Origin of the sequence: Flavobacterium sp. (genome assembly GCF_035299005.1) — a bacterium.
Taxonomy (GTDB): Bacteria; Bacteroidota; Bacteroidia; order Flavobacteriales; family Flavobacteriaceae; genus Flavobacterium.
Genome location: NZ_DATGXL010000012.1, coordinates 129,409 through 154,936 on the forward strand (window position 1 = coordinate 129,409; position 25,528 = coordinate 154,936).

Consider the following 25,528-nt stretch of genomic DNA (forward strand, 5'->3'; position numbering starts at 1 on the left):
TATTTTGAATATTTAATCCACATTATCTACCAAAAGTATCATAGTATTCCTCAGCATTTTTCTCATATCGAAGTAGCAAATCTATATTCTTCTTTTCGATTTTCGTTAATTCGTCTTTAACATCACCAAAAACAGGCATATACCAATTAAATTGTTCAAAATACATGCGTAATTGCTTATCGCGAAAAGCGAATCCATGACGTGCAAAAATGGAATTTCTGAGAATAAAAATATCGGCTTTTGATAGATTGGAAACAAAATTTGAAGTTAATTCTTCATTTGAAGCATTCTTTTCAAACAACTTTTCTGTAGTTGCATAATATTCGCTATCTACATACTCTTCTACTTTTCCTTCAATTGTGTCTGTAGTATAAACATATTCTTTTGACTTATCTGTATCAAAAAAAGTTATATCTAATTCTTGTGTTTTATCATAAACAAAAAGTTTCTTTTTTAAATCGAAATTTCGTTTATAAATCATTAATTCGGAATGAGAATATGCATCCCAATTTCCTTTTAAAATAGAATCAGATTTTTTTATTTCTACAATAAATTTTCCATCGGTTCTAGCTTTTTTGAATTCATCAACTTGCATGGTAAAAGCAGAAGCATTCTCAATTAACAAACCTTTAAATGGACTAATGTTTCCAGCAGAAATAGAATGACCAATTATTGAATCTCCTTTAATTTCATCTATCGAAAATGTTATTTTTCTAGTAATTAAATTTGCGTATTTTTCATTTCCATAAATTGTATCCATTTCTTCATCTGATAAATTGGCATTAAAATCGCCTACCCAATAACCTAATAAATCTTCTTTTGTATTTACAATTAAACTATTACTAACCTTTGGTTCAGTGAATTGAATATCTTCAAAATCTTGCTCAGCAACAAATTTCGCATCGTTCTTAATCGCTTCTTTACATCCAAATAAAGAAGAAATAAGCAATAACCCTATTAATTTAACTTTCATATTTTGAATACTATTTCGTTGTTAACTGTGCTCTATATGTTTCAATATTTGCTTTTACTTTTGGGTCTAATTCTGGCTCTGTAATGCCTTTTAAATTTTCTAATGCCTCCCAAATCACTTTAGCCACAATGTATCTTGCGACTCCTTTATCATCAGCAGGAACTATATACCATGGAGCAAAATCGGTTGATGTTTTATTAATAGCTTCTTCATAATATTTCATGTAATCGTCCCAACGTTCGCGCTCTTTTAAATCGCCAGTACTAAATTTCCAATTATCCTCAGGATTTTCTAATCGTTTCAGCAAGCGTTCTCGCTGTTCTTCTTTACTCATATGAAAATAAAATTTCAAAATTTTTGTCCCATTTTGCGAAATATGCTTTTCAAAATTCATAATTTGCTCCATTCGATTCTCCCAAAATTGAGGTGTTATATCCTCAACTTTTTCAATTCCAGGCAAATTTTCAAACAAAATATATTCGGGATGGACACGTGTTACCAATACGTTTTCATAATGCGTGCGATTAAAAACCGCAAATTTTCCTTTTTCAGGCAAAGCCAAATAATGACGCCATAAATAATCGTGCTCTAATTCGGTTGAATTAGGCGTTTTAAAACTATGCACTACTACTCCACGCGGATTAAATTCTTTAAAAACTTCTCTAATTAAGCTGTCTTTTCCACTAGTATCCATACCTTGCAAGCAAATTAAAAACGCATAACGATTATGTGCATACATGGCGTCTTGTTTTTTAGATAGCTTTTTCTGAATTTTATCCAACGCTAATTCTTCTTGATTTTTGTCTGTATCAATTGGCAACTTTGTGGTAAAATCAGTTAATTTAATTGTTCCTTTTACCTTAAAATCTTCAATATTTATATTTTCCATCCTAATTTCAATTTAATATTTGTAAAAATAGTAATTTTAGATGCTATTTAAAGCTTCTAAACCTAAAACACATTTGTAAAAATATGGAAAAATTTCAACTTCAAATCTTTTTAAATATTATAGGAATTGGTTCTGCATCTGGAATATTATTTCAAAACAATTCCTTATTCATTATTTCTGATAACAGCTCTTATCTATATGAATATGCAATTGACGCAAAAGAGCTTCATAAAATTGCTTTGGTAGAAAATCCGAAAGAAAATATTGCTAAAAAAGAAAAACACGATTTTGAATCCATTGCTAAAAATGGAAACAAACTTTATATCTTCGGTTCAGGTTCTACAAATAATCGAAATCAAATGATGACTTTTCACTTGGAAACCCAAAAAACAAAAAGTAGAGATTTGAGTGAATTATATGTTCAACTTCGTATGTTGGCCAATTTAAAAGAAGACGAACTAAACATTGAAGGCAGCATTAGTATTGAAAAAACAATGTATTTATTTCAAAGAGGTAATGGTTCACAGTCTAAAAACGGCATATTTGTGGTTGAAAATGATAAAACACAACCTATTAAATTCCATCCCATTTCACTTCCAAAAATTAAAAACGTCGAAACTACTTTTACAGATGCTATTATGGTTCAAGACAAATTTTACTTTCTTGCGTCTGCAGAAGATACAAACTCAACATATTTAGATGGAGAAGTTCTAGGTTCTTTGGTTGGTGTTTTAAATCCAGAAACCTTTGAAGTTGAAAAAACAATAATTATTTCTGACAAACATAAATTTGAAGGCATCACACTTTATAGAGAAAGTACAACCGAATTAGATTTTTTATTGTGTGAAGACAATGATACTGACGTTTTAGAAGCAACTATATATAAATTGACATTAACTAAATAATTTTTTACTTACTTCCCAACCTTCTACTAATTTTTATGCTCTATATAAAAAAGCAAGTTTACTAATGGATGTAAAACACATACAAGGCTGCCGAAAACAACACCGTGAAGCACAACGCTTGGTGTATGAAACTATGGCACCAAAACTCTATCGTTTGTGTAAACGGTATTTAAAAAAGGAAGAAGAAATAGAAGAAGTATTGGCCGATGCTTTTTTTACCATATTCACAAAAATAGAACAACTTAAAGAAGACTTGGCTTTTGAAGCTTGGGCACGAAAAATAACGGTGAACAATTGCCTTTTACAAATTAAAAAGAACATCAACTTTAATTTGTATTTGGAAGATGTGAGTTACAATTCGCAACCTTTAGCTGATGAAGTTACCGATTTAGAAGAAGAAGATTTGCTCAATTTACTGAATTATATTCCCGATGGATGCCAAACGATTTTTAATTTGTTTGTGATTGAAGGTTATTCACACAAAGAAATTGCAGAACAACTTGGCATAAGTGAAGGAACATCAAAATCGCAATTGAATGCGGCAAAAAGTAAATTAAAAGAATTGGTAAGAACTTTTTATTATCAAAAAGCAAAATAGTCATGGGAACAGAAGAAAAATTATATAAAAAAATACAACAGGCTGCCGAAAACGCCGAGCAAAAAGACTTTCCTGGCATGGAGAAAATTTGGGCTCGTGTAGAAGACAAAATGGAAACACAAACACTTCAAAAAGAGAAGCATTTGTGGAAAAAATTAGCTATGGCAGCATCAGTAGTTTTAGTAGGAACGTTAACTTTTTTCTTATTACAAGAAAATGAAGCTATAATTATTCCTGAAAGTACAATTACTACAGTTGACACGACAAAAAGTAGCATTCCAACACCAGAATCAGAAAATGGCTTGGTAAATACAAATCCGGAAATTAAAAAAGAGGCAGAGCAGATTTTACAGCAACAAATTGTAATTCAAAACAACATTGTAATCAACGATACTATCAATTATAAATCGAAAAAAGAAGTGCAACTTGCAACTCCAATTGCAATGGAAGAAGTAGACGAACTTGCTAGAACAAGTTTTGCACCAAATAACAAAAATGATATTTCTAATTCTGCTTCAATTAATAATTCTGGTTACTTAGCAAAAGGAAGACGTTATGATGCTGTAAGTGTAATATCTGCTGAAGCTATCCAAGAAAAAGACAAAAAAGTAGCCAATGATGACTTAGTACTTATTGATGGAAAATTAACCAAAAAATCACCAAAAAATATTTCAAATGCAGATTATGAATCTGTTATTGAACTTAAAAATCCATTATACTATATCAATGGAGTCGCTTATACAGAAGAAGAATTATATGGTGAAAATCCGACGAGTCCATATGCACCATTGAGCAAACAAAATATTGACACCATAGTTGTTTTACAACCTGAAAGAGCTATTCCGATTTATGGTGATAAAGGAAAAAATGGGGTTATTATAATTACGATTAAGAAATAATAAAATCAAAAATAAGGACAATTTCAAAAATTTAATTATGAAAGCATTACTAAATTTATTTATTTTTTTATTCACAATAACAACTATATTCGCTCAAGAAACAACTGATAATTCTCCTTTAATAGTTGTTAATGAAAATATTCTTCATAAAGATGTTCTTGAAGCAATTGATCCAAAAAACATCGAATCTGTAAATGTTTTGAAAGACAAAGCAGCAACTGCAATTTATGGCCAAAATGCAAAAAACGGTGCCATTCTAATTACTACAAAAGATATTTCCAAACGAGAATTAAAGAAATTATATAAAAAATATTCGGCAGAAAATTCAATAAACAAAGAAACTGAAGTTTTTAAAATTTCTGGAACCGTTTATGATTGTGAAAAATTAGAACTTTCAGGTGTATACATTAAAAATCTAAACTCAAAAGCTGAAACGCAAACCGATTTTGATGGGAAATTTTCAATTGAAGTTAAAATAAATGATGTTTTAGAGATTTCTTTTTTACAATTCAAATCACAAAAAGTAAAAATTGAAAACAAAGAAAATCTTGTTATCAATCTCAAATCAGACCAACAGATTATACTTGAAAAACCTGTCATCTATCTTTATCCAACTGAAAAAACAACAATTGATTTAAAAATTGATTTAAAAGGCAAACTGCTAACAACCTTTCCAAAATACGACAAAAGTTGGGATGTAATTGCTGAGCCAAACGGACAAATTTTCGATAAAAAATCTAAACGTTATTACAACTCTTTATTTTGGGACGGAACGATTGATTTCCCAGAAGAGCATTATAAATATGATGATGGTTTTATTGTACCAAAAGAAAAGTTAACCGAATTTTTCATTGAAAAGCTGGAACACATTGGTCTAAACAATCAAGAAACAAATGAATTTATACAATATTGGTTGCCAATTTTAGAACGAAATAGATACAATTTTATTCATTTCTTGATAAACGAAGAATGCGACGAAATTGCTACTTTAAACGTCAATCCAAAACCAGAAACTACTATTAGAATTTATATGGAATTTTATGGTTTAGAAAATTATACACAAATTAACGAACAGCATCTTCCAAAAACCGAAAGAAAAGGGTTTACTCTTGTGGAATGGGGTGGTGCTGACGTTTCATCCAAAATTAGAAAAAATGAATTTTAAATTATTATTCTGCTTCTTTACTGCTTCTATAGTCCTTCAAGCACAAGAGAAAAAACAAAACGACACTATCAAAATCGAAATTAATTCAAACACTAAAACTATTTATCTTTTAGGCGGAATTGATTCTGTAATTACCAAAGAAGATTTGGATTTTGCTAAAAAATACAATATTCAGTTTCACGATTTTGGTTGCATTGCTCCTACAAATTTTGAAGAATATGAAGTTAAAAACGAATTAGTTTTTGAGTTCTTAAATAAAAATTACGGAAAACAATGGCAAAAAGAAATCAAGCCAAGTGTTTTAGGTTTTGAGAAGTGGAAAAAGAAAGAAATATAAAAAAAGCTCCAACAGGAGCTTTTATATTTACAAATCTTACTTCTCAATCTCTTTCAAAGAATCCATTTTTTTGTGTGCTAAGAATCCTTTGATGTCTTCGAAATGTTCTTTTACGCGTTTGTGTCCAAATTCAAATACTTTCTCGGCCAAACCATCCAAGAAATCTCTATCGTGTGAAACTAAAATTAAAGTTCCATCAAAATCACGTAAAGCATCTTTGATGATGTCCTTTGTTTTCATATCTAAATGGTTCGAAGGCTCATCTAAAATAAGAAGATTTACAGGTTCTAATAATAATTTTATCATTGCCAAACGCGTTTTTTCTCCTCCAGAAAGTACCTTAACTTTCTTTTGAATATCATCTCCTTGAAACATAAATGCTCCAAGAATATTTTTAATTTGAGTTCGAACGTCGCCAACGGCAATTCTGTCAATGGTTTCAAAAATTGTTGCATTTTCATCTAACATTGCTGCTTGATTTTGAGCAAAATAACCAATCTGGCAATTGTGACCAATTTCCACAGAACCTCCATTAATTTCAATTTCTTTCATGATAGCTTTAATCATGGTCGATTTTCCTTCACCATTTTTACCCACAAAAGCTACTTTTTGACCACGTTCTATAACTAAATTTGCATCTTTGAAAATTAATTTATCACCATATGATTTTTCTAAATCTTTAACAATCACAGGATATTGACCTGAACGAGCCGATGGTGGAAATTTCAACTTTAAAGCCGAATTATCAATTTCGTCCACTTCGATAGGAACAATTTTTTCTAACATTCTAACACGAGATTGCACCTGTTCCGTTTTAGAAAAAGTTCCTCTAAAACGCTCAATAAAAGCTTGATTATCTGCAATGAATTTTTGTTGCTCTTCATACGCTTTTTGTTGGTGAACGCGTCTGTCTTTTCGCAATTCTAAATAGTGAGAATATTTTGCTTTGTAATCATAAATTCTTCCCATTGTAACTTCAATCGTACGATTTGTAATGTTGTCAACAAATGCTCTATCGTGCGAAATAACCATAACAGCTTTCGCTTGATTAATCAAAAATTCTTCCAACCATTCAATACTATCCATATCTAAGTGATTAGTTGGCTCATCTAAAAGAATCAAATCGGGTTTAGTTAAAAGGATTTTAGCTAATTCAATACGCATTCTCCAACCTCCTGAGAATTCTTTAGTTGGTCGATTAAAATCTTCTCTTTCAAACCCTAATCCTTTTAATATTTTTTCAACTTCAGCTTCGTAATTTACTTCTTCAATTGAATAATATTTTTCAGATAATTCCGAAACTTTTTCAATCAATTTCATGTACTCATCGCTTTCATAATCGGTACGAATAGTCAATTGCTCATTAATTTCGTCGATTTCTTTTTTCATATTTAACACCGAAGCAAATGCTTTCGATGTTTCTTCCATTACCGTACAGTTATCTTCTGTCAACAAATGTTGCGGTAAATAAGCAATAACTGCATCACTTGGCGCTGAAATAACACCACGAGTAGGTTTATTTGCTCCTGCAACAATTTTTAAAAGCGTAGATTTTCCAGCACCATTTTTACCCATTAGGGCAATTTTATCGGTTTCATTGATGGCAAAAGTTACTTCACTAAAAAGTGTGGTTCCACCAAATTCTACGGCAATGTCGTTTACTGTAATCATTTTTTAAAGTAAAAAGTTAGAAGTAAAAAATAAAAATTATTTTACTGAAATTTTTGAAAGGTGCAAAGATAGATTAATTAGTTAATTAGGCAATTAAGAATTTGTTATTGAAATAAAAAAAGCTTCTGTAAATAGAAGCTTTAAGATTATAATTAATTTTGAATTACAAACTCATTCTAAATTCTTCTAAAACGGGACTAATTTTTCCGTAATAGCGTTCATCTACAAATAATTCTACTGCTAAATCAGTATTTCCGAAACCTGCCAAACGAGCTGATTGTAAATTATCTTTTTTAACAACTATAATCCCAACTGCTTCAATTTTTTGTTTTAATGTTTCTGCTAAAATTTCACTTCCCGAAAAAACTTTCATCATTCCCATAGTTGTATGTTTTTAAAATCAATCTTCCATTTCAAAGAAAAGAGGCTCAATCATTATTCTATCGGCTAACACTTCTACTCTTTCTGTGATTTGTGAACAAAAAAACAAACGTTGCGTTTTTTCAGCACTCATTGAAAGTCTATGAATAATTGAATCTTCTCTTTTACGCAACATTTCTTCTACATCATCAACCACAAACATTTTAATCGTATTCATGTTAAATCCAGCAGAAGAAAACATTTCATTAATACGAATTGGAGTTCCAATTAAAACATCCATTCCTAAAGAAATTTGGTTTTTATCATAATCCATATCCCCTTTTTCATGCACCCCAAAAACACGTAAATTCGTGTAATGGTTCATTTTTTTAAATATTTCCAATGCTTCCAAGACTTTTTCTTTGTCTTGCACTAACACCAATGCTCTTGTACTTTCACCTACTGGTTTCTCCATTCGTTGGATAACATTCATCAAAATAGTAGTTGTTTTTCCACTCTTTTTTGGAGATTGAATAACTGCATCAACACCACTTTTTATTGTTGAAAAAGTTTCTTGTTGCATTTCATTTGCCTCGATTAAATTGTTTTCAATCAGTGCATTTTGAAGATTTGTATTTATTTTTTTTAACTGCATTTTTATTTAGTAATTAGTGAAGAGTGATTAGTAATTAGCAAACTTTTCACTAATTACTAATCACTCTTCACTTGGTATTATTTACTCGCAAATAGTTGAACGTCTTGCTCTGAAATTTCGCTTCCTCCTAAAATAATTAAGCGTTCTACTACATTACGTAATTCTCTAATATTCCCGGTCCAATCGTATTCTTGTAATAATTTAATGGCTGATTTTGAAAAACTTTTAACCGCATTTCCTTGTTCTGAAGCAATTTTTGCTGCAAAATGTTCAATTAGTTCTGGAATATCATCTCTTCGATCATTTAAAGCGGGAACTTTAATCAAAATAACGGCCAAACGATGATATAAATCCTCTCTGAATCTGCCTTCTTCAATTTCCTTTTTTAAATCTTTATTAGTTGCTGCAACTACACGAACATTAACTTTAATGTCTTTGTCTGCTCCAACTCTTTGAATTAAATTTTCTTGCAAAGCACGTAAAACTTTGGCTTGAGCTGACAAACTCATATCTCCAATTTCATCTAAGAAAATGGTTCCGCCATCTGCTGCTTCAAACTTTCCTGCTCTATCCTTTACAGCAGAAGTAAAAGCACCTTTTACGTGACCGAACAATTCACTTTCAATTAATTCAGATGGAATAGCAGCGCAATTTACCTCTATAATTGGAGCCGATGAACGCTCGCTCTTTTCGTGCAATTGATGCGCCACTAATTCTTTTCCAGTTCCATTTGGCCCTGTAATTAAAACTCTGGCATCTGTTGGCGCTACTTTATCAATCATAGTTTTAATATGATTAATAGCCTCGCTATTTCCTATCATTTCGTAGTTTTTAGAAACTTTCTTCTTCAAGATTTTATTCTCAACTACTAGCTGTTTTCTATCTAATGCATTACGAACGGTATTCAATAAACGATTCAAATCTGGTGGTTTTGAAATGTAATCAAAAGCACCTAAACGCATAGTATTTATTGCTGTTTCCAAGTCGCCATGTCCAGAGATCATAACCATTGGAATCTCAGGTTTAATTTTTTTAACGGCTTCTAATACCTCAACACCGTCCATTTTTGGCATCTTGATATCACAAAGAATTAAATCATAATCTTCATTTTTGACTTTTTCTACACCTTGCAATCCGTCTTCTGCTTCTTCTACTTTATACGAGTCATTCTCTTCGGAAAGTATTTTAGTTAACACTCTTCGAATAGCTGCTTCATCTTCTATGATAAGGATTTTACTCATTCTTTTTACTTTAAAAGGGTTGAGTTTAAAAGGGGAAACTCTTAAACATATAAATTCTTAACCTCTTTTTAATATTTCAACCATTTATATAATTCTTTCCAAGTTGGTTTTTTTCCGTACATTAAAATACCTACTCGGTAGATTTTTGCTGCAAACCAGACTACAAAGATAAACGTTCCATACAATAAAACTACAGAAAGTAGTAATTGCCACCAAGGTACTCCAAAAGGAATACGCATGAGCATTACAATTGGTGAAGTCAATGGTATTATAGAAAAAATTGTTGCAACTGTACCATGTGGGTCGTTCATAACGGTAATAAAACCTACATAAACACCTAGCATTAGCGGCATGATAATCGGTAACAAAAATTGTTGTGAATCGGTTTCAGAATCAACAGCAGCACCAATTGCTGCATAAAAAGAGCTGTATAGAAAATAACCTCCAATAAAAAAAACCACAAAGGCAGCTAAAATTGTACCAACAGGAATTTCATTTAAATACATTTGAATTTTAGCAGTAAAACTCATAGCTAATTCTGCTTGCTCAGCAGACATTTGTGCTGTAGCAACAGATTCCTGACTTTGCCCCATAAATAAAGTAGCAGCAAACATAATTACACCACCTAAAATAATCCAAATTAAGAACTGAAGAATTCCAGCTAAAGAAGTTCCTATGATCTTTCCCATCATCAATTGAAATGGCTTGACTGATGAAATAATAATTTCAATGATACGATTTGTTTTCTCTTCAATAACACTTCGCATTACCATATTTCCATAAATAATAATAAACATCATGATTAAATATCCAAAAGCAAAACCAATAAATATTTTAATCTCATTTAAATATTTAATCCCTTCTTCTCCAGAAAATTTTGCAACTTGTATATCTGATTTGATTTTGGCTTTTTCTATTTTATCCGCATCAAAACCCAGTTTTTTCAAGTTCTCTTTATTTAATTTAGCTTCTATTGTTCCTTGTAAATGACTTAAAAATTCCATTTTAGGACTTTCGTCCGAAATATAAACTGTTTTTTTTGCTAATTCATCAATACTTTGTACTTCTGGAACATAGATTAAACCTTCATATCCATTACTTGCAGAATCTTTTGCTTTTTCAATTGGCATTGAAGATAAATCAATGTAAAGTATGTCATTATTGCTTTTTAAATCGTTTACAAATACTTTTGCTGTGTCGTGAACACCAATTTTTTTGATTTCTCCTTTATTTACACTCGATAAGTAAACAATTAAAAAAGTCATTCCAACTATTAATAATGGTCCTAAAAAAGTCATTACTATAAATGATTTATTACGCACTTTGGCAATAAATTCTCTTTTTATAATTAAAGATAATATGCTCATGATTATTTGCTTACAGTTTGAATGAAAATATCGTTTACACTTGGAATTTTTTCTACGAAATGTGTTACTTGACCAAATTGTGTTAAAATAGAAAGTAATTCATTTGAATTGTGTTCGCCTAATTGTACTTCTAATTTTAAATCATCATTTAATGATTTAAAATTGGTTTGTCCAATTGTAAACTTTTGTGTTAAATGCACCATTAATCCTTCAATATTATTGGTTAATACACCCACTTCAAAAGTATTTGAGCGGTGTTGACGCTTTACATCTTCTAATTTACCTTCAATTAGTTTATTTGATTTGTGAATCAAAGCGATATAATCACACATTTCTTCAACCGATTCCATTCGGTGCGTTGAAAAAATGATTGAAGTTCCTTTTTTGTTCAATTCGATGATTTCATCTTTAATCAAATTGGCATTTACTGGATCAAATCCTGAAAAAGGTTCGTCAAGAATTAATAATTTTGGTTGGTGCAAAATCGTTACAATAAACTGAATTTTTTGCGCCATACCTTTTGAAAGTTCTTGAATTTTTTTATCCCACCAGCCTTGAATTTCAAACTTTTCAAACCAATATTTCAATTGTTTTTTAGCTTCTTCATGTGGCATTCCTTTTAATTGCGCCAAGTACAAGCATTGTTCACCTACTTTCATGGTTTTATATAGACCTCGTTCTTCTGGCATATAACCAATATATTGAACATGTTCAGGTTTTAATTTTTCACCATCTAACAAAACCACACCGCTATCTGGCATTGTGATTTGATTAATGATTCGAATAAGAGATGTTTTTCCAGCACCATTTGGACCAAGCAGTCCATAAATACTTCCTTTGGGAACTTGCAACGAAACATTGTTAAGCGCAGTATAATTACCATATTGCTTAACCACATTTTGTACTTCGAGAATATTACTCATAGTAAAGGTAAATTTGTTTGTTTAGTTAGTAGTATAAAACTGTATTTTGTTACAAAAAAAACCCACCCTTTATTGCTAAAGGATGGGAAAAATTGCTATGAAAAAGAAAAACTCACTCTCCTAAGAAAGTGAGTTTCAAATGTATTAAATTATATTTAATTATGAAAACATATCTTTAACTTTTTCAAAAAAAGATTTATCTGATTTTTCTGGTTTCGGAATAAAGTTTTCATCTGTAAGCATTTTCTCAAAAAATTGCTTCTGTTCTTTGCTTAAAGTCTTTGGTGTCCAAACATTTACATGTACTAACAAATCCCCATTTCCGTATGAATTTAAACTCGGAATTCCTTTCCCTTTTAGGCGTAAAATTTTACCCGATTGAATACCTTCTTCCAACTTGATTCGTACTTTTCCTGAAACAGTTTCAATATCTTTTGAGGCTCCTAAAGCAGCTTCTGCAACACTGATATATAAATCAAAATGTAAATTTTCACCTTCACGTTTTAAGAATTCATGTTCGATTTCTTCGATAGCTACAATTAAATCACCTGGAATACTATTACTTCCTGGCGCTTCGTTACCTTTATTAGCTACTTTTAACTGCATTCCATCAACAACTCCAGCAGGAATTTTGATAGAAACCGTATCGTCTTCTAATAACATTCCTTGCGCATCTGCTCCCGCTGGTTTTTGATCTAATATTTGACCAGAACCACTACAAATATGACACGTAGTTGCTGTTTGCATTCTACCTAAAATTGTATTGGCAACTTTCATAATTTGTCCAGAACCATTACACGTTGGACATGTTCTATAAGTTACACCTTTCGCTTGAACTTTACGTTTTACTTTCACTTTCTTTTCAACACCATTAGCAATTTCTTCCAAAGTCAATTTTACTTTGATACGAAGATTGCTTCCTTTTACTCTACGCTGACCTCCGCCACCGCCAAATCCAGAAAATCCGCCACCGCCAAAAGCACCACCAAAAATATCTCCAAACTGACTGAAAATATCATCCATATTCATATGATGACCATCGCCAAATCCTCCACCATCAAAAGCTTGGTGACCATATTGGTCATATTTAGCTTTTTTATTAGCATCGCTTAAAACCTCATAAGCTTCAGCTGCTTCTTTGAACTTTTCTTCCGCTTCTTTATTGCCCGGATTTTTGTCAGGGTGAAACTCGATTGCTTTCTTACGATATGCTTTCTTTATTTCTTCGGCCGTAGCATTTTTTGAGATACCTAATATTTCGTAAAAATCTTTTTTCATTATATCTTAATATTATAATATGTAGAAAAAGACAAGCAAAAACTTGTCTCCATGATAAAAATTATTGTCCGATTACAACCTTTGGAAAACGAATAATTTTGTCTCCTAATTTGTAACCTTTTTCAATTACATCAACAATTTTACCTTTTAATTTATCGTTTGGCGCTGGAATTTGGGTAATAGCTTCTGCAAAATCAGCATTAAAAGCATCGCCTGCTTTAACTTCTACTTCTTCCAAACCTTTAGAAACTAAAGTACTTCTCAGTTTATCATGAATCAATTGTACACCAGTTACTAATGCTTCATCATCAGATTTAGAAACTTGAGCCCAAGCTCTATCAAAATCATCTAAAACAGGTAGCATAGCTTGTAAAACTTCTTGATTTGCAGTCTTGAATAAGTCGATACGCTCTTTAGCAGTTCTTCTTTTATAATTTTCGAATTCAGCAAAAAGACGCAAAAATTTATCTTTTTCGTTGCTCAACTCTTCTTGTAATTGCTCTTCTACAGATAATTCTGGTGTTGGAATTCCTTGATTTTCTGAAACATTTTCTTCATTAATGTTATCCTTTTCGATGTTTTCAGTACTTTCTTGACTCATATTTTTGAATATTTTTTTAAACATTTTTACTTTAGTAAATGGGATTGCAAATGTATTGCCAAATGTTTAAAAATGTCAAATTGTCAGGAAAAAATATTTATAAAAGTTTATTTCAACAAATCATTCAATGCTTTGTCCAAAGAAGCAAATTTGAATTGAAAGTTTTCATCCAATAATTTTCTACAACTTACATGTTGACTCGAAAATAAAATTTCGTGCATTTCGCCAAGAATAATTTTCATAACAAACTTAGGGACATTTGGTAAAAACAATGGCTTTTCTAATGTTTTAGCAATTGCTTTTGTGAGTTCTGCATTTGATACTGGATATGGAGAAACGCCATTGTAAATTCCAGGCAACTCGTTTTCAATTACGTGATAGAAAACAGCAACTAAATCTTGAATATGAATCCAAGATTGATATTGTTCACCCGAACCAAAAGCAGCTCCTACTCCATATCTAATAGGTTTTGCCATTTCTTGTAAAGCTCCACCATTTTTAGCAAAAACGATTCCAATTCTAATTTTTGAAACGACTATTTCTAATTTTTCAAACTGGCTGACTTCATTTTCCCATAGTTTTACAACATTTCCAAGAAAAGAAACATCAACATCTAAGTCGGTTTCATGATAAATATTGGTTAAACTGTCTGGATAAATTCCAATAGCTGAAGCTGAAACGATTTGTTTTACTCGATTTGGTGTTTTTTGAAGCGTTTGAAACAACAACCTAGTCGAAAGTATACGACTTTCTATAATTTCTTCTTTATAAGATTTTGTCCATTTTTTAGCCACATTTGCTCCAGCTAAATGCACAATAACTTCAACATCTGTTAACGAAGCTATATCTATTTCAGCTGTTTTTGGGTTCCAATAAAACCCTTTATAATTAGTATTAAAAACTAATTTCTTCTTTGAAGTAGACAAATAATGAACAATATGTCCGTTTTGTAATAACAAGCTCACCAATTCTTGCCCTACTAATCCTGTTGCACCTGTAATTAAAATGGTCATTTTCTTTTTCCTTTTTCTCAAAGTTACAATCAAAAATAGAACAATGAAAGTAAATTAACGTATGTTTAGGATTAGTTTGAAGATGAGAATTTTAAGCTCTAACTTTAATAGTCCACTCGAATTGCATTTCAGAAACTTGTTCCCCTTTTTCATTTTTACCTATTGAAGTTAGCCAAATAGTCTGTCCTTCCATAGTATCGATAGCTTTTTGAATAGTTTCTTTTATTGCATTCCCTTGATTACATGTAAAAATAATTCTTCCAGTAGCTTTTTTTGTAAACACACTCTTATTTTGAGCCACTAACATTGATATATTTTTACCGCTTTGTTTGATTTGAAACATAACCAAAGCACCCGTAGTAAACTCAGCTGCCATAGCTTGCACAGCAAAATACATTGAGTTAAACGGATTCTGATTGAACCAACGGTGTTTTACAGTTACTTCACAAACTTCTGGCGAAATCGACTTAACACGGACACCACTCCAAAATGCAGAAGGTAGTTTAAAAAAAGTAAAAAGATTAAGTTTTGAGGGTGTAAACTCCATAATTCATTGATTTAATTTGTAAAAATACAAAAAATACTATGCTTTCCTACTATTTTTAATTTGTTAATTTTTTGTTAAATATTAGTACTATGCGTAACACAATACCTGTTTTTAGACTTATCTTTGTATAAGAAATTAATAGGTAATCTAATTTCAATCATCAAATCAATTAATTTGCGCAAGCAAAACAAAGTCAAAAAATGAACAGTTTAATTAAAAAAATCAAAAGGAATTATGAACATTGAAAACACTAAAGCGCAAATGCGAAAAGGTGTTTTAGAGTTTTGCATTTTATCTGTATTAAAAGAAAAAGATGCTTACACTTCTGAAATATTGGACACGCTAAAAAACGCAAAACTACTTGTAGTGGAAGGAACAGTATATCCTTTATTAACAAGATTAAAAAACGATGGTTTATTGAATTATCGTTGGGAAGAATCAACATCGGGACCACCTAGAAAATATTATGGATTAACCGAAGAAGGAAAAGATTTTTTACAAGAATTAAACGGCACTTGGAAAGAATTAGCAGATGCCGTGAACATAATAACTAGTCAAAACTAAGAGTCATGAACAAAACAATAAGTATAAATTTAGGAGGTTTTTTCTTCCATATTGATGAAGATGCCTATCAAAAATTATCGCGTTATTTTGATGCGGTGAAACGCTCACTTGCTCCTGATGGAAGAGAAGAAATTATGAAAGACATTGAAAGCAGAATTGCTGAATTATTTCAAGAGCGTATTAAAAATGACAAACAAGTCATTGGCTTAGTAGAAATTGATGCTGTAATTGGAATCATGGGGCAACCTGAAGATTATAAAATTGATGATGAAAAAACTTCTTATCAATCAAACACCTCAACTTCTGCTTCAGGCAACTATTATTATCCTTCAAAAAGATTATTCAGAGATAAAGAAAATGGAATGCTTGGTGGGGTAATGGCCGGACTAGGTCACTATTTAGGAATAGATGCTCTTTGGTTACGTATAATAATGGTAATTTTATTCTTTGGGTTTGGAACAGGATTATTTGTATATATAGTGTTATGGATTTTAGTTCCAGAAGCTATCACAACAACTCAAAAACTTGAAATGAGGGGAGAACCCATAAATATTTCAAACATTGAACGAAAAGTAAAGGAAGGAATTGATGATATTTCTTCAAAAATAAGCGGTATTGATCATCAAAAAATTGCCAGTACAGCAAAATCTGGTGCTGAGAAAATAGGTTCAACTTTTGAAGAGATTTTCAAAACAATTTTCAAAGTTTTTGCAATATTCATAGGTGGAATCATCGTATTAGTAGCTTCATTTTCACTTCTCGGATTTATCATTACAGGAATAGTCATGATGTTTTCCTCTACAATGCCAGACAACTATATATTAAATCATTTTAATACACCTATCGGATTAGAAACACCACTTTGGGTACAAGGTTTATTAGTTATTTTGGTCTTTGGAATTCCTTTTTTCTTCTTGCTTTTATTAGGATTAAAATTATTAGTAAACAATTTAAAATCAATTGGAAATATAGCAACATATACACTAATTGCACTATGGGTTATTGCAGTTGGAATTGCAATTTCATTAGGAATTAATGAAGCAACACAAATGGCATATGAAGGAAAAGTGGTTCAAAAAGAAGAAATTATATTAGCTCCAAACGACACATTGCATATTAAATTCAAGAACAACGATTTTTATTCTAAAAATAGTTATCATGAAACCGATTTTAAATTAACACAAGACGAAAATAAAAACGAAATCATCTATTCAAATAATGTTACTATAGAAATTATGGAAACTGATGAATTGATGCCCTATATTCAAGTAGAAAAATTGGCACGTGGCAAATCTGCAACCGAAGCTAATAAAAGAGCAGAAAAAATTAAATATGGATACAAAATTGAAGGAAATACATTAATTTTAGATAATTATTTAATTTCAGCTGTTGAAAACAAATTTAGAGGCCAAGAAGTAGCTTTGTACTTGTATTTACCAAAAGGAACATTATTCAAAACCAACAAAAACTTTGACCATTTTGACCGATCTAACAACGATTTTTTCAACTTACACTATAGTTCATCAGATTATGTATATAGAGTAGATAAAGAAAAGGTGAAATGTTTAAATTGTCCTATCTCAGAAAATGAATATGGAGATATTGAAAACAACGAAATAGTAAACGATTCAACTTCAACAATTATTTATGATGAAAATGGTGTTTTGATAAAAAAAGAAATCAAAGAAGTAAAGGAAGAAGTTCAAAACGTAAAAATTGAAATAGATACTAAAAAAGAAACCAAAACTAAATAAACATGAAAACTACATTCAAAATATTGGCTCTTTTAATTGTATTAACATTAACATCATGCAACGCTAATCTCAACTTAGGTAACGGTGTTGACGGAAGTGGTAATATTATTACTGAAAAAAGAACTATTAATGAAAATTTTGACAAAATTTCATCAAGTACTGGAGTTACTGTCATTGTAGAACAAGGCACACCAACCGATATTGAAGTAGAAACTGATGACAACTTAATGCAATATGTAATTACTAAAGTTGAAAACGGAACCCTAATTGTAAAAATAGAGGGAAATATAAACACAATGTCTTCTATAGATGTAAGAGTAAAAATGAATTCAATTGTTGGATTGGAAGCTTCAAGCGGTTCTTCAATTACTTCTAAAAACACCCTAAAAGGAAATACGATTGCTGTAAAATCAAGCAGTGGTAGTGAAATTGAAGCCGTGTTGGAATACGAAAATGTAAGTTGCGAATCATCAAGCGGAAGCAACATTACTGTTTCTGGAAAAACTTTAAAACTAGAAACAGCATCATCAAGTGGAAGTGAAATAGATGCCAATCAATTAGCAGCAAATGATGTTTTTGCTCAATCGTCAAGTGGAAGTTCAACTTCTGTGAAACCAATAGTAAAATTAGACGCAAAAGCTTCCAGTGGTAGTTCAATTGATTATGTACAAACACCCAAAACAATTACAAAAGAAGAAACATCTGGCGGAAGTGTTGAAGGAAACTAATAAACTACAACCTATTCATTATCAAATCAATTCATTGTATTTAACAAATAATTAGTATAAAATTAACAGCCTGAATTAATACAAAGAATTAATTTTACAAAAAACAATACAGCTAAACAAACTAAATTCGACTCTCATGATAAAGCTAGTTATTCAAATAATAGAATTTGTATTTACTTTTATCGCAAACTTGGTAGAATCTATACTATAAATACAAAAATAAAACATCAGTACTTTCACTGGTGTTTTTTTTTATATTTGTAAAAACAAATTCGAATTAAAATGTTTAAAAACATCCCATTTCTATTAGTTGCTTTACTAGTAACTATGTTTTCTTTAGCCCAAAAGAAAGAAAAAATCAAAGGTTCAAAAATAGTAACCGTAGCCATTAAAGAATTAAAAAGCTTTGAAAATATTGAAGTTGGTGACAATTTTGAAGTATTACTAGTTAAAGGTGATAAACCTTCATTAGAAATAGAAGCTGACGATAACCTGCACGACATTATTAATTTTGAAGTAACAGGCAATACCTTAAGAGTAACTTCTTTAAAAGAAGCTTCTGGCGTTAAAAAATTTGCCATTCGTATTAACTATTCAGATAGTTTAAAGCTAATTACCGCCAGAAATGAAGTAGAAATAAAAGCATTAGCTGATTTAGAATTAGACAATATTACTATTAAAAACTACGACAATTCAAAATCATTTTTAAATGTAAAATCAAAATATTTTGCCTTAGTTTTAGATGACAAAGCAGAAGCAGAAATTAATGTTAAAGCAGAAAGCACAAACCTTGAATTAAGTAAAAGTAGCGAATTGAAAGCACTCGTTGCTTCTCCAGAAGTTAAAATTGATATGTATCAAAAAAGTAAGGCTACTATTGAAGGGAATGCTGCAAATGCAAAAATACGATTAGACAACAGTAGTAATTTACTAGCACAAAAATTCGTAATTGGAGATTTAGAACTAGACACCGAGAGTTATGCAAAATGTGAAGTAAATGTAAGCAAAGAAATTACTATTGAGGCTGCAGGAAAATCAGAAATTGAATTATTTGGTGAACAAAAAATCTCCATAGAAAAGTTCACAAATAACACAACACTATATAAAAAAGAAAAATAACCGTTCATTATAATAAACAAAAAATCCGACAAATGTGTCGGATTTTTTGTTTATATACTAATATTACTCCTTTGAAGCAATATATCTTTCTGCATCTAAAGCAGCCATACAACCAGTCCCAGCAGCAGTAATTGCCTGACGGTATACATGATCGGCCGCATCACCAGCAACAAATACACCTGGTACATTGGTTTTTGAACTTCCAGGTACATTTACAACATATCCTGTTTCGTCTAAGGTAATATAATCCGCAAAAATATCTGTGTTAGGTTTGTGTCCTATAGCTACAAAAAATCCTGTCGCTGGAATTTCGGTTAATTCTCCTGTAGTTCTATTTTTAACTCTTACACCTGTAACAACTTGTCCATCACCTAAAACTTCTTCTGTTTCTGTATGCATTAAAATGTCAATGTTTTCAGTTTTTTGAACACGCTCAGCCATAATTTTAGAAGCTCTAAATTTATCACTTCTCACTAACATTGTTACTTTTTTACATAATTTAGAAAGATAATGTGCCTCTTCACAAGCGCTATCTCCTGCACCAACGATTACGACTTCCTGATTTCTGTAGAAAAATCCATCGCAAACTGCACAAGCAGAAACACCACCTCCTAGTTTCAAATAATGCTGTTCAGATTCTAATCCTAAATATTTAGCAGAAGCTCCTGTAGAAATAATTACTGTTTCTGCATGTACTTCTTTGGTATCATTAATCCAAACTTTATGAATTTCACCTGAAAAATCAACTTTTGTTGCCCAACCATCACGAACGTCTGTTCCAAATCGCTGTGCTTGTGCCTGTAATTGCACCATCATTTCAGGTCCTGTAACACCGTCTGGGTAACCTGGAAAATTCTCTACTTCATTTGTAGTTGTTAATTGACCACCAGGTTGTGTACCTTGATATAACACAGGATTCATATTTGCTCTAGCCGCATAAATAGCTGCAGTATAACCTGCTGGACCAGAACCTATAATTAAGCATTTTACTTTTTCGATTGTATTTGACATAACTTTATTCTTTTAAGAGTAGCAAATGTAAGTTTTTAATTAAAATTATTTCTTAAAAATAGATTAGTTTTAACTATCTAAGTATAGTTTTTTAAAATAAAAAAAACCTTCTTGATTTATTCAAGAAGGTTTTTGTCGGGGTGGCAGGATTCGAACCTGCGGCCTCCTGCTCCCAAAGCAGGCGCGATAACCGGGCTACGCTACACCCCGTAAATGAAGTTGCAAATATATAACTAAATTCTATTCTAACAAATAAATTAAATGTTTTTTTTGAAATTAAATAAACACTTCAAACAACCTATATTTTTTTAGCATTTATTCCCAAAACTTTCTCATCAAAACAAAAAACACATAGAATATTATTTCTATTTTTGCTAAAACAAAACTATTCAACATTTTATGCTAATTATTGGAATTGCCGGTGGCACCGGAAGTGGAAAAACTACTGTTGTACATCAAATTATGAATGAGTTACCTTCTTCTGAAGTAGGAATCATTTCACAAGATTCATACTATAAAGAAACACACCATTTGAGTTATGAGGAACGTACAAAAATTAATTTTGATCATCCAAGAGCTATTGATTTTGAATTATTAGTAGCCCATTTAAAAGATTTAAAAGCGGGAAAAACAATTGAGCAACCGGTTTATTCTTTTGTAACTCACGATAGAACGGATGACAAAATCATCACACACCCAAGAAAAGTAATGATTGTTGAAGGTATCTTAATTCTTACAAATCCAGAATTAAGAGATATGTTTGATATTAAAGTATATGTTCATGCTGATTCAGACGAACGACTAATTCGTCGTTTAAAACGTGATATTGCAGAACGTGGACGTGATATGGAAGAAGTTTTGAATCGTTATCAAACCACTTTAAAACCAATGCACGAACAATTTATAGAACCAACAAAAGCATTTGCCGATATTATTATTCCTAACGATAAATACAACACCGTAGCTATAGATGTAGTTCGAGCTGTAATCAACCAAAGATTAGTATAATGAACAAATTAAAGAATTTAATTACCAATTATCCGTTCCTAAAAATTTTAGCAAACCGCTATGTTTTGGTGTTAATTTTCTTTACTATTTGGATTTTGTTTTTAGACAATTATTCCTATTTAGAACATCGCGTTTTAGATAAAGAAATTGAAGAAATTGAAGACAATATCAACTACTACAAAACTGAGATTAAAAAAGACAGTGCCAGTATTAAGCACTTAAAAAACAATGATAGAGTCGAAAAATATGCTCGCGAAAAATATTATATGAAACGCGAAAACGAAGATATCTACATTATTGAATTTGAAGACGACAAAAAAGCCGAAAAAGAAGCTGAAGCCAAAAAAATAAATAGTAACAATTAAATATATAATTCGTGACTAACAATAATCTATTTTCAGAATTTGAACCTATTTCCAGCAAACAATGGAAACAACAAATTCAATTTGAACTAAAAGGCGCTGATTACAACGAAACCTTAGTTTGGGAAAGCCCAGAAGGTATTAAAGTAAAACCGTTTTACCACAATGATGAAACAGTGATAAATTTTGATGCCATTGCTCCTAAAAAACCTTTTGCAATCGTTCAAAATATTTTTGTCCACGATGTAAAAAAATCGAATGCTCGTGCGCTAGAAACATTACAAAGAGGAGCTGAAAGCGTTCGTTTTACATTAGAAAATGATTTGGTTTCTATTGAAGAATTGATGCAAAATCTTCCGTTAGAAAATGTGAATTATTATTTCAATTTGCCGTTTCTATCAATCGATTTCGTAGTTAAAATAAATGAGTTTAGCTTAAAAAACAAAGCAACTATCTTCATTCAAATTGACCCTATCGGACAATTAACAAAAGATGGAAATTGGTTTGAAAATCTTGAAAAGGATTTCGAAAAACTAAATGCAATTGCTCCTAAGTCAACTGTTCCATTTTTAACTATTTCAAGCGGAATTTATCAAAACGCTGGTGCGAATATCGTGCAACAATTGGCTTACACTTTAGCACAAGTAAACGAATATTTCAATAGAATTCCAGCCATCAACAAACCCATTACGATTGAAGTTGCAGTTGGAACCAATTACTTTTTCGAAATCGCAAAACTAAGAGCCTTACGCCTTTTATTCAACACGTTAGCATCAGAATACAATCATAATTTTGATTGTCATATCATTGCAACACCAACAAAACGTAACAAAACCTTATACGATTACAACGTAAATATGCTTCGTACAACTACGGAATGTATGAGTGCAATTCTTGGTGGAGCTGATGCGGTTGCGAATTTAGCTTACGATGCGATTTATCACAAAGACAACGAGTTTGGCGATAGAATTTCGAGAAACCAATTGTTAGTTTTAAAACACGAAAGTTATTTCGACAAAGTGAATAATCCAGCTGATGGTGCTTATTACATTGAAACTTTAACAGAACAATTAGCCGAAAAAGGTTTGGAATTATTCAAAGATATCGAGAAAAATGGCGGTTTAATTTCGCAATTAATCGATGGAACTATCCAAAGAAAAATCAACGAAAGCGCACAAAAAGAACAAGAATTTTTCGATTCAGGGAAAGAAGTTTTATTGGGAACCAACAAGTATCCGAACAAAAACGACCAAATGAAAAACGATTTGGAATTGTATCCTTTCGTGAAACAAAACGCCAGAAAAACATTAATCACACCGATTATTGAAAAACGCTTGGCTGAAAAATTAGAACAAGAACGATTATCTCAAGAGCAATAATCATGAGAAAAGATATACAACATTTAAAGTTAGAAGTTAAAAGTCAGAAATCAGAAGTTTCTGAAAAACAACACTTCACAACTGCAGAAGGAATTGAAGTTAAACCAACTTACACTAAAGAAGACATTTCCGATTTAGAACACCTTGGTTTTGGAGCTGGTTTTGCACCCAATTTACGCGGACCATACGCAACCATGTACGTTCGCCGTCCTTGGACAATTCGTCAATACGCAGGATTTTCAACTGCGGAAGAAAGTAATGCTTTTTACAGAAGAAACTTAGCAGCCGGACAAAAAGGGTTATCCGTTGCCTTCGATTTAGCAACACACAGAGGTTACGATTCTGACCACGAACGTGTGGTTGGTGATGTTGGAAAAGCTGGGGTTGCGATTGATTCGGTAGAAGATATGAAAGTACTTTTCGACCAAATTCCGTTAGGTGAAATGTCGGTTTCGATGACGATGAATGGAGCGGTTTTGCCTATTATGGCATTCTACATCGTAGCAGCTGAAGAACAAGGCGTTACTCCTAACCTATTGTCGGGAACGATTCAGAATGATATTTTGAAGGAATTCATGGTGCGAAATACCTATATTTATCCACCAACGCCTTCGATGAAAATTATTGCAGATATTTTCGAATATACGAGTAAAAACATGCCGAAATTCAACTCAATTTCAATTTCGGGTTACCACATGCAAGAAGCGGGAGCTACTGCTGATATTGAATTAGCTTACACTTTAGCAGATGGTTTAGAATACATTCGCACTGGTTTAGCCGCTGGAATGGATATTGATACGTTCGCTCCTCGCCTTTCGTTTTTCTGGGCGATTGGAATGAATCATTTTATGGAAATTGCGAAAATGCGTGCCGGTCGTATGCTTTGGGCAAAACTATTAAAACAATTCAACCCAAAAGACGAAAAATCATTAGCATTAAGAACGCATTGCCAAACTTCGGGTTGGAGTTTAACGGAGCAAGATCCTTTTAATAACGTGGCTCGAACTGCGATTGAAGCAGCCGCAGCAGCTTTTGGAGGAACTCAATCGTTACACACTAATGCTTTGGACGAAGCCATTGCTTTACCAACCGATTTCTCAGCACGAATTGCTCGTAATACCCAAATCTTTTTACAAGAAGAAACCAAAATTTGTAAAACGGTTGACCCTTGGGCAGGAAGTTATTATGTAGAAAGTTTAACGGCTGAAATTGCTGAGAAAGCTTGGGCTTTAATTCAAGAAGTAGAAGAATTAGGCGGAATGACTAAAGCGATTGAAGCTGGAATTCCTAAACTAAGAATTGAAGAAGCTGCTGCGCGTAAACAAGCTCGTATTGATAGCAGTCAAGATATTATTGTTGGGGTGAACAAATACCGTTTGGAAAAAGAAGATCCGTTACATATTTTGGATGTGGATAACCAAATGGTGCGCAAACAACAAATTGAACGTTTAGACCAAATTAAAGCGACTCGCGATAACGCTAAAGTTGCCGAATGTTTGGCAAAATTAACCGAAAGCGCTAAAAATGGTGGTGAAAATTTACTATCTTTAGCCGTAGAAGCAGCAAGAAACAGAGCTACATTAGGTGAAATTAGTGATGCTTTAGAAGTAGTTTTTGGAAGATATAAAGCACAAATTAGAAGTTTTAGCGGCGTGTATAGTAAAGAAATTAAGAACGATGTAAGTTTTGAAAAAGCAAAACAATTAGCTGATGCTTTCGCGAAGAAAGAAGGTCGTCGTCCTCGTATTATGATTGCGAAAATGGGACAAGACGGTCACGATCGTGGTGCTAAAGTAGTAGCAACAGGTTATGCCGACGTAGGTTTTGATGTGGACATTGGTCCATTATTCCAAACACCACAAGAAGCAGCCAAACAAGCGGTTGAAAATGACGTGCATATTTTAGGCGTTTCTTCTTTAGCAGCGGGACACAAAACCTTGGTACCACAAGTTATTGAAGAACTAAAAAAATACGGAAGAGAAGATATCATGGTAATTGTTGGAGGAGTTATCCCAGCACAAGATTACCAATTCTTATTCGACGCCGGAGCTGTAGCCGTTTTTGGTCCTGGAACTAAAATTAGCGATGCCGCGATAACGATTTTAGAGGTTTTATTGGAGGAATAGTTTAAATTCAATATAAAACAAAAAACACCAGCAGATATGTTGGTGTTTTTTTTAT

Annotated in this window: 26 protein-coding genes and 1 tRNA gene; 13 read left to right on the forward strand and 14 right to left on the reverse strand. The window is 31.8% G+C overall.

Annotated elements, in window-relative coordinates:
* Positions 1 to 22: 22 nt before the first annotated feature.
* On the reverse strand, positions 23 to 973 hold the full coding sequence (locus tag VK164_RS06505) for a YARHG domain-containing protein (protein WP_324208581.1): 951 nt from the start codon (positions 971 to 973) through the stop codon (positions 23 to 25).
* Between the two features lie 10 nt (positions 974 to 983).
* On the reverse strand, positions 984 to 1,862 hold the full coding sequence (locus VK164_RS06510; protein ID WP_324208582.1) for a PPK2 family polyphosphate kinase: 879 nt from the start codon (positions 1,860 to 1,862) through the stop codon (positions 984 to 986).
* A gap of 83 nt (positions 1,863 to 1,945) precedes the next feature.
* Here VK164_RS06510 and VK164_RS06515 point away from each other — a divergent pair, with 83 nt between their 5' ends.
* From VK164_RS06515 to VK164_RS06535, 5 genes are all read left to right on the forward strand, one after another.
* Positions 1,946 to 2,767, forward strand: a complete 822-nt coding sequence (locus VK164_RS06515) for a DUF6929 family protein (protein ID WP_324208583.1) — start codon at positions 1,946 to 1,948, stop codon at positions 2,765 to 2,767.
* Positions 2,768 to 2,831: 64 nt separating this feature from the next.
* Complete coding sequence (locus VK164_RS06520) at positions 2,832 to 3,365, forward strand: RNA polymerase sigma factor (protein WP_133607877.1); 534 nt, start codon at positions 2,832 to 2,834, stop codon at positions 3,363 to 3,365.
* Between the two features lie 2 nt (positions 3,366 to 3,367).
* Positions 3,368 to 4,264 (forward strand): hypothetical protein, encoded by an 897-nt coding sequence (locus tag VK164_RS06525; RefSeq protein WP_324208584.1) that lies wholly within the window; start codon positions 3,368 to 3,370, stop codon positions 4,262 to 4,264.
* A 37-nt stretch (positions 4,265 to 4,301) separates the two neighbouring features.
* Positions 4,302 to 5,429 carry a carboxypeptidase-like regulatory domain-containing protein gene (locus VK164_RS06530; RefSeq protein WP_324208585.1) on the forward strand — a complete coding sequence of 376 codons (1,128 nt, stop codon included), beginning with the start codon at positions 4,302 to 4,304 and terminating at the stop codon, positions 5,427 to 5,429.
* Positions 5,419 to 5,766 carry a hypothetical protein gene (locus VK164_RS06535; RefSeq protein ID WP_324208586.1) on the forward strand — a complete coding sequence of 116 codons (348 nt, stop codon included), beginning with the start codon at positions 5,419 to 5,421 and terminating at the stop codon, positions 5,764 to 5,766. Before VK164_RS06530 ends, VK164_RS06535 begins: the two co-directional genes overlap by 11 nt.
* A 36-nt stretch (positions 5,767 to 5,802) precedes the next feature.
* On the opposite strand, the gene VK164_RS06540 is transcribed toward VK164_RS06535, so the two are convergent.
* The 10 genes from VK164_RS06540 to VK164_RS06585 form a co-directional block, all read right to left on the reverse strand.
* Complete coding sequence (locus VK164_RS06540) at positions 5,803 to 7,437, reverse strand: ABC-F family ATP-binding cassette domain-containing protein (RefSeq protein ID WP_324208587.1); 1,635 nt, start codon at positions 7,435 to 7,437, stop codon at positions 5,803 to 5,805.
* 163 nt (positions 7,438 to 7,600) lie between these two features.
* The gene (locus VK164_RS06545; protein ID WP_324208588.1) at positions 7,601 to 7,819 is read right to left on the reverse strand and encodes a DUF2007 domain-containing protein; all 219 of its coding nucleotides are present in this window, start codon (positions 7,817 to 7,819) and stop codon (positions 7,601 to 7,603) included.
* Between the two features lie 18 nt (positions 7,820 to 7,837).
* A complete protein-coding gene (locus tag VK164_RS06550) occupies positions 7,838 to 8,452 on the reverse strand; it encodes a DEAD/DEAH box helicase (RefSeq protein ID WP_324208589.1) in 615 nt (204 codons plus the stop codon).
* Positions 8,453 to 8,529: 77 nt separating this feature from the next.
* Positions 8,530 to 9,693, reverse strand: a complete 1,164-nt coding sequence (locus VK164_RS06555; protein ID WP_324208590.1) for a sigma-54 dependent transcriptional regulator — start codon at positions 9,691 to 9,693, stop codon at positions 8,530 to 8,532.
* Between the two features lie 68 nt (positions 9,694 to 9,761).
* A complete protein-coding gene (locus tag VK164_RS06560; RefSeq protein WP_324208591.1) occupies positions 9,762 to 11,060 on the reverse strand; it encodes an ABC transporter permease in 1,299 nt (432 codons plus the stop codon).
* A gap of 2 nt (positions 11,061 to 11,062) precedes the next feature.
* A complete protein-coding gene (locus tag VK164_RS06565) occupies positions 11,063 to 11,983 on the reverse strand; it encodes an ATP-binding cassette domain-containing protein (protein WP_324208592.1) in 921 nt (306 codons plus the stop codon).
* A gap of 159 nt (positions 11,984 to 12,142) precedes the next feature.
* A complete protein-coding gene (gene dnaJ / locus VK164_RS06570; RefSeq protein WP_324208593.1) occupies positions 12,143 to 13,261 on the reverse strand; it encodes a molecular chaperone DnaJ in 1,119 nt (372 codons plus the stop codon).
* A gap of 61 nt (positions 13,262 to 13,322) precedes the next feature.
* A complete protein-coding gene (locus VK164_RS06575; RefSeq protein WP_324208594.1) occupies positions 13,323 to 13,886 on the reverse strand; it encodes a nucleotide exchange factor GrpE in 564 nt (187 codons plus the stop codon).
* Positions 13,887 to 13,969: 83 nt separating this feature from the next.
* Entirely contained in the window at positions 13,970 to 14,875 is a 906-nt protein-coding gene (locus VK164_RS06580) for a TIGR01777 family oxidoreductase (RefSeq protein ID WP_324208595.1), read from the reverse strand.
* Between the two features lie 91 nt (positions 14,876 to 14,966).
* Entirely contained in the window at positions 14,967 to 15,422 is a 456-nt protein-coding gene (locus tag VK164_RS06585) for a DUF4442 domain-containing protein (protein ID WP_324208596.1), read from the reverse strand.
* Between the two features lie 234 nt (positions 15,423 to 15,656).
* Between VK164_RS06585 and VK164_RS06590 the strand changes: the two genes are divergently transcribed.
* The 4 genes from VK164_RS06590 (at position 15,657) to VK164_RS06605 (ending at position 19,587) form a co-directional block, all read left to right on the forward strand.
* Complete coding sequence (locus VK164_RS06590) at positions 15,657 to 15,986, forward strand: PadR family transcriptional regulator (protein WP_166235945.1); 330 nt, start codon at positions 15,657 to 15,659, stop codon at positions 15,984 to 15,986.
* A 5-nt stretch (positions 15,987 to 15,991) separates the two neighbouring features.
* Positions 15,992 to 17,740 carry a PspC domain-containing protein gene (locus VK164_RS06595; RefSeq protein WP_324208597.1) on the forward strand — a complete coding sequence of 583 codons (1,749 nt, stop codon included), beginning with the start codon at positions 15,992 to 15,994 and terminating at the stop codon, positions 17,738 to 17,740.
* Positions 17,741 to 17,742: 2 nt separating this feature from the next.
* Entirely contained in the window at positions 17,743 to 18,468 is a 726-nt protein-coding gene (locus tag VK164_RS06600; protein WP_324208598.1) for a head GIN domain-containing protein, read from the forward strand.
* A gap of 282 nt (positions 18,469 to 18,750) precedes the next feature.
* Positions 18,751 to 19,587, forward strand: coding sequence for a GIN domain-containing protein (locus tag VK164_RS06605; protein WP_324208599.1), 837 nt, complete (start codon positions 18,751 to 18,753; stop codon positions 19,585 to 19,587).
* Positions 19,588 to 19,650: 63 nt separating this feature from the next.
* Here the strand turns inward: VK164_RS06605 and trxB are convergent, their stop codons facing one another.
* Both trxB and VK164_RS06615 read right to left on the reverse strand, forming a co-directional pair.
* On the reverse strand, positions 19,651 to 20,598 hold the full coding sequence (gene trxB, locus VK164_RS06610; protein ID WP_324208600.1) for a thioredoxin-disulfide reductase: 948 nt from the start codon (positions 20,596 to 20,598) through the stop codon (positions 19,651 to 19,653).
* A gap of 135 nt (positions 20,599 to 20,733) precedes the next feature.
* Positions 20,734 to 20,808, reverse strand: a tRNA-Pro gene (locus tag VK164_RS06615).
* Between the two features lie 189 nt (positions 20,809 to 20,997).
* Between VK164_RS06615 and udk the strand changes: the two genes are divergently transcribed.
* Genes udk through scpA form a run of 4 tightly spaced genes read left to right on the forward strand, consistent with a single transcriptional unit; the run spans position 20,998 to position 25,473 of the window.
* The gene (gene udk, locus VK164_RS06620) at positions 20,998 to 21,606 is read left to right on the forward strand and encodes a uridine kinase (RefSeq protein WP_324208601.1); all 609 of its coding nucleotides are present in this window, start codon (positions 20,998 to 21,000) and stop codon (positions 21,604 to 21,606) included.
* Positions 21,606 to 21,971 (forward strand): septum formation initiator family protein, encoded by a 366-nt coding sequence (locus VK164_RS06625; RefSeq protein ID WP_324208602.1) that lies wholly within the window; start codon positions 21,606 to 21,608, stop codon positions 21,969 to 21,971. Before udk ends, VK164_RS06625 begins: the two co-directional genes overlap by 1 nt.
* Before the next feature lie 11 nt (positions 21,972 to 21,982).
* Positions 21,983 to 23,347, forward strand: a complete 1,365-nt coding sequence (locus VK164_RS06630) for a methylmalonyl-CoA mutase subunit beta (RefSeq protein WP_324208603.1) — start codon at positions 21,983 to 21,985, stop codon at positions 23,345 to 23,347.
* Complete coding sequence (scpA, locus tag VK164_RS06635; protein WP_324208841.1) at positions 23,347 to 25,473, forward strand: methylmalonyl-CoA mutase; 2,127 nt, start codon at positions 23,347 to 23,349, stop codon at positions 25,471 to 25,473. Before VK164_RS06630 ends, scpA begins: the two co-directional genes overlap by 1 nt.
* Positions 25,474 to 25,528: the final 55 nt, after the last annotated feature.

What these genes read in the sequence shown, in the direction of transcription:
- VK164_RS06505 (WP_324208581.1), bottom strand. Translation starts at nt 973, where the DNA reads ATGAAAGTTAAATTAATAGGGTTATTGCTTATTTCTTCTTTATTTGGA.
- dnaJ (WP_324208593.1), bottom strand. Translation starts at nt 13,261, where the DNA reads ATGAAAAAAGATTTTTACGAAATATTAGGTATCTCAAAAAATGCTACG.
- VK164_RS06565 (WP_324208592.1), bottom strand. Translation starts at nt 11,983, where the DNA reads ATGAGTAATATTCTCGAAGTACAAAATGTGGTTAAGCAATATGGTAAT.
- VK164_RS06535 (WP_324208586.1), top strand. Translation starts at nt 5,419, where the DNA reads ATGAATTTTAAATTATTATTCTGCTTCTTTACTGCTTCTATAGTCCTT.
- VK164_RS06525 (WP_324208584.1), top strand. Translation starts at nt 3,368, where the DNA reads ATGGGAACAGAAGAAAAATTATATAAAAAAATACAACAGGCTGCCGAA.
- VK164_RS06625 (WP_324208602.1), top strand. Translation starts at nt 21,606, where the DNA reads ATGAACAAATTAAAGAATTTAATTACCAATTATCCGTTCCTAAAAATT.
- VK164_RS06600 (WP_324208598.1), top strand. Translation starts at nt 17,743, where the DNA reads ATGAAAACTACATTCAAAATATTGGCTCTTTTAATTGTATTAACATTA.
- VK164_RS06530 (WP_324208585.1), top strand. Translation starts at nt 4,302, where the DNA reads ATGAAAGCATTACTAAATTTATTTATTTTTTTATTCACAATAACAACT.
- VK164_RS06595 (WP_324208597.1), top strand. Translation starts at nt 15,992, where the DNA reads ATGAACAAAACAATAAGTATAAATTTAGGAGGTTTTTTCTTCCATATT.
- VK164_RS06550 (WP_324208589.1), bottom strand. Translation starts at nt 8,452, where the DNA reads ATGCAGTTAAAAAAAATAAATACAAATCTTCAAAATGCACTGATTGAA.
- VK164_RS06585 (WP_324208596.1), bottom strand. Translation starts at nt 15,422, where the DNA reads ATGGAGTTTACACCCTCAAAACTTAATCTTTTTACTTTTTTTAAACTA.
- VK164_RS06580 (WP_324208595.1), bottom strand. Translation starts at nt 14,875, where the DNA reads ATGACCATTTTAATTACAGGTGCAACAGGATTAGTAGGGCAAGAATTG.
- VK164_RS06520 (WP_133607877.1), top strand. Translation starts at nt 2,832, where the DNA reads ATGGATGTAAAACACATACAAGGCTGCCGAAAACAACACCGTGAAGCA.
- trxB (WP_324208600.1), bottom strand. Translation starts at nt 20,598, where the DNA reads ATGTCAAATACAATCGAAAAAGTAAAATGCTTAATTATAGGTTCTGGT.
- VK164_RS06555 (WP_324208590.1), bottom strand. Translation starts at nt 9,693, where the DNA reads ATGAGTAAAATCCTTATCATAGAAGATGAAGCAGCTATTCGAAGAGTG.
- VK164_RS06575 (WP_324208594.1), bottom strand. Translation starts at nt 13,886, where the DNA reads ATGTTTAAAAAAATATTCAAAAATATGAGTCAAGAAAGTACTGAAAAC.
- VK164_RS06560 (WP_324208591.1), bottom strand. Translation starts at nt 11,060, where the DNA reads ATGAGCATATTATCTTTAATTATAAAAAGAGAATTTATTGCCAAAGTG.
- VK164_RS06590 (WP_166235945.1), top strand. Translation starts at nt 15,657, where the DNA reads ATGAACATTGAAAACACTAAAGCGCAAATGCGAAAAGGTGTTTTAGAG.
- VK164_RS06515 (WP_324208583.1), top strand. Translation starts at nt 1,946, where the DNA reads ATGGAAAAATTTCAACTTCAAATCTTTTTAAATATTATAGGAATTGGT.
- udk (WP_324208601.1), top strand. Translation starts at nt 20,998, where the DNA reads ATGCTAATTATTGGAATTGCCGGTGGCACCGGAAGTGGAAAAACTACT.
- VK164_RS06510 (WP_324208582.1), bottom strand. Translation starts at nt 1,862, where the DNA reads ATGGAAAATATAAATATTGAAGATTTTAAGGTAAAAGGAACAATTAAA.
- VK164_RS06605 (WP_324208599.1), top strand. Translation starts at nt 18,751, where the DNA reads ATGTTTAAAAACATCCCATTTCTATTAGTTGCTTTACTAGTAACTATG.
- VK164_RS06545 (WP_324208588.1), bottom strand. Translation starts at nt 7,819, where the DNA reads ATGGGAATGATGAAAGTTTTTTCGGGAAGTGAAATTTTAGCAGAAACA.
- VK164_RS06540 (WP_324208587.1), bottom strand. Translation starts at nt 7,437, where the DNA reads ATGATTACAGTAAACGACATTGCCGTAGAATTTGGTGGAACCACACTT.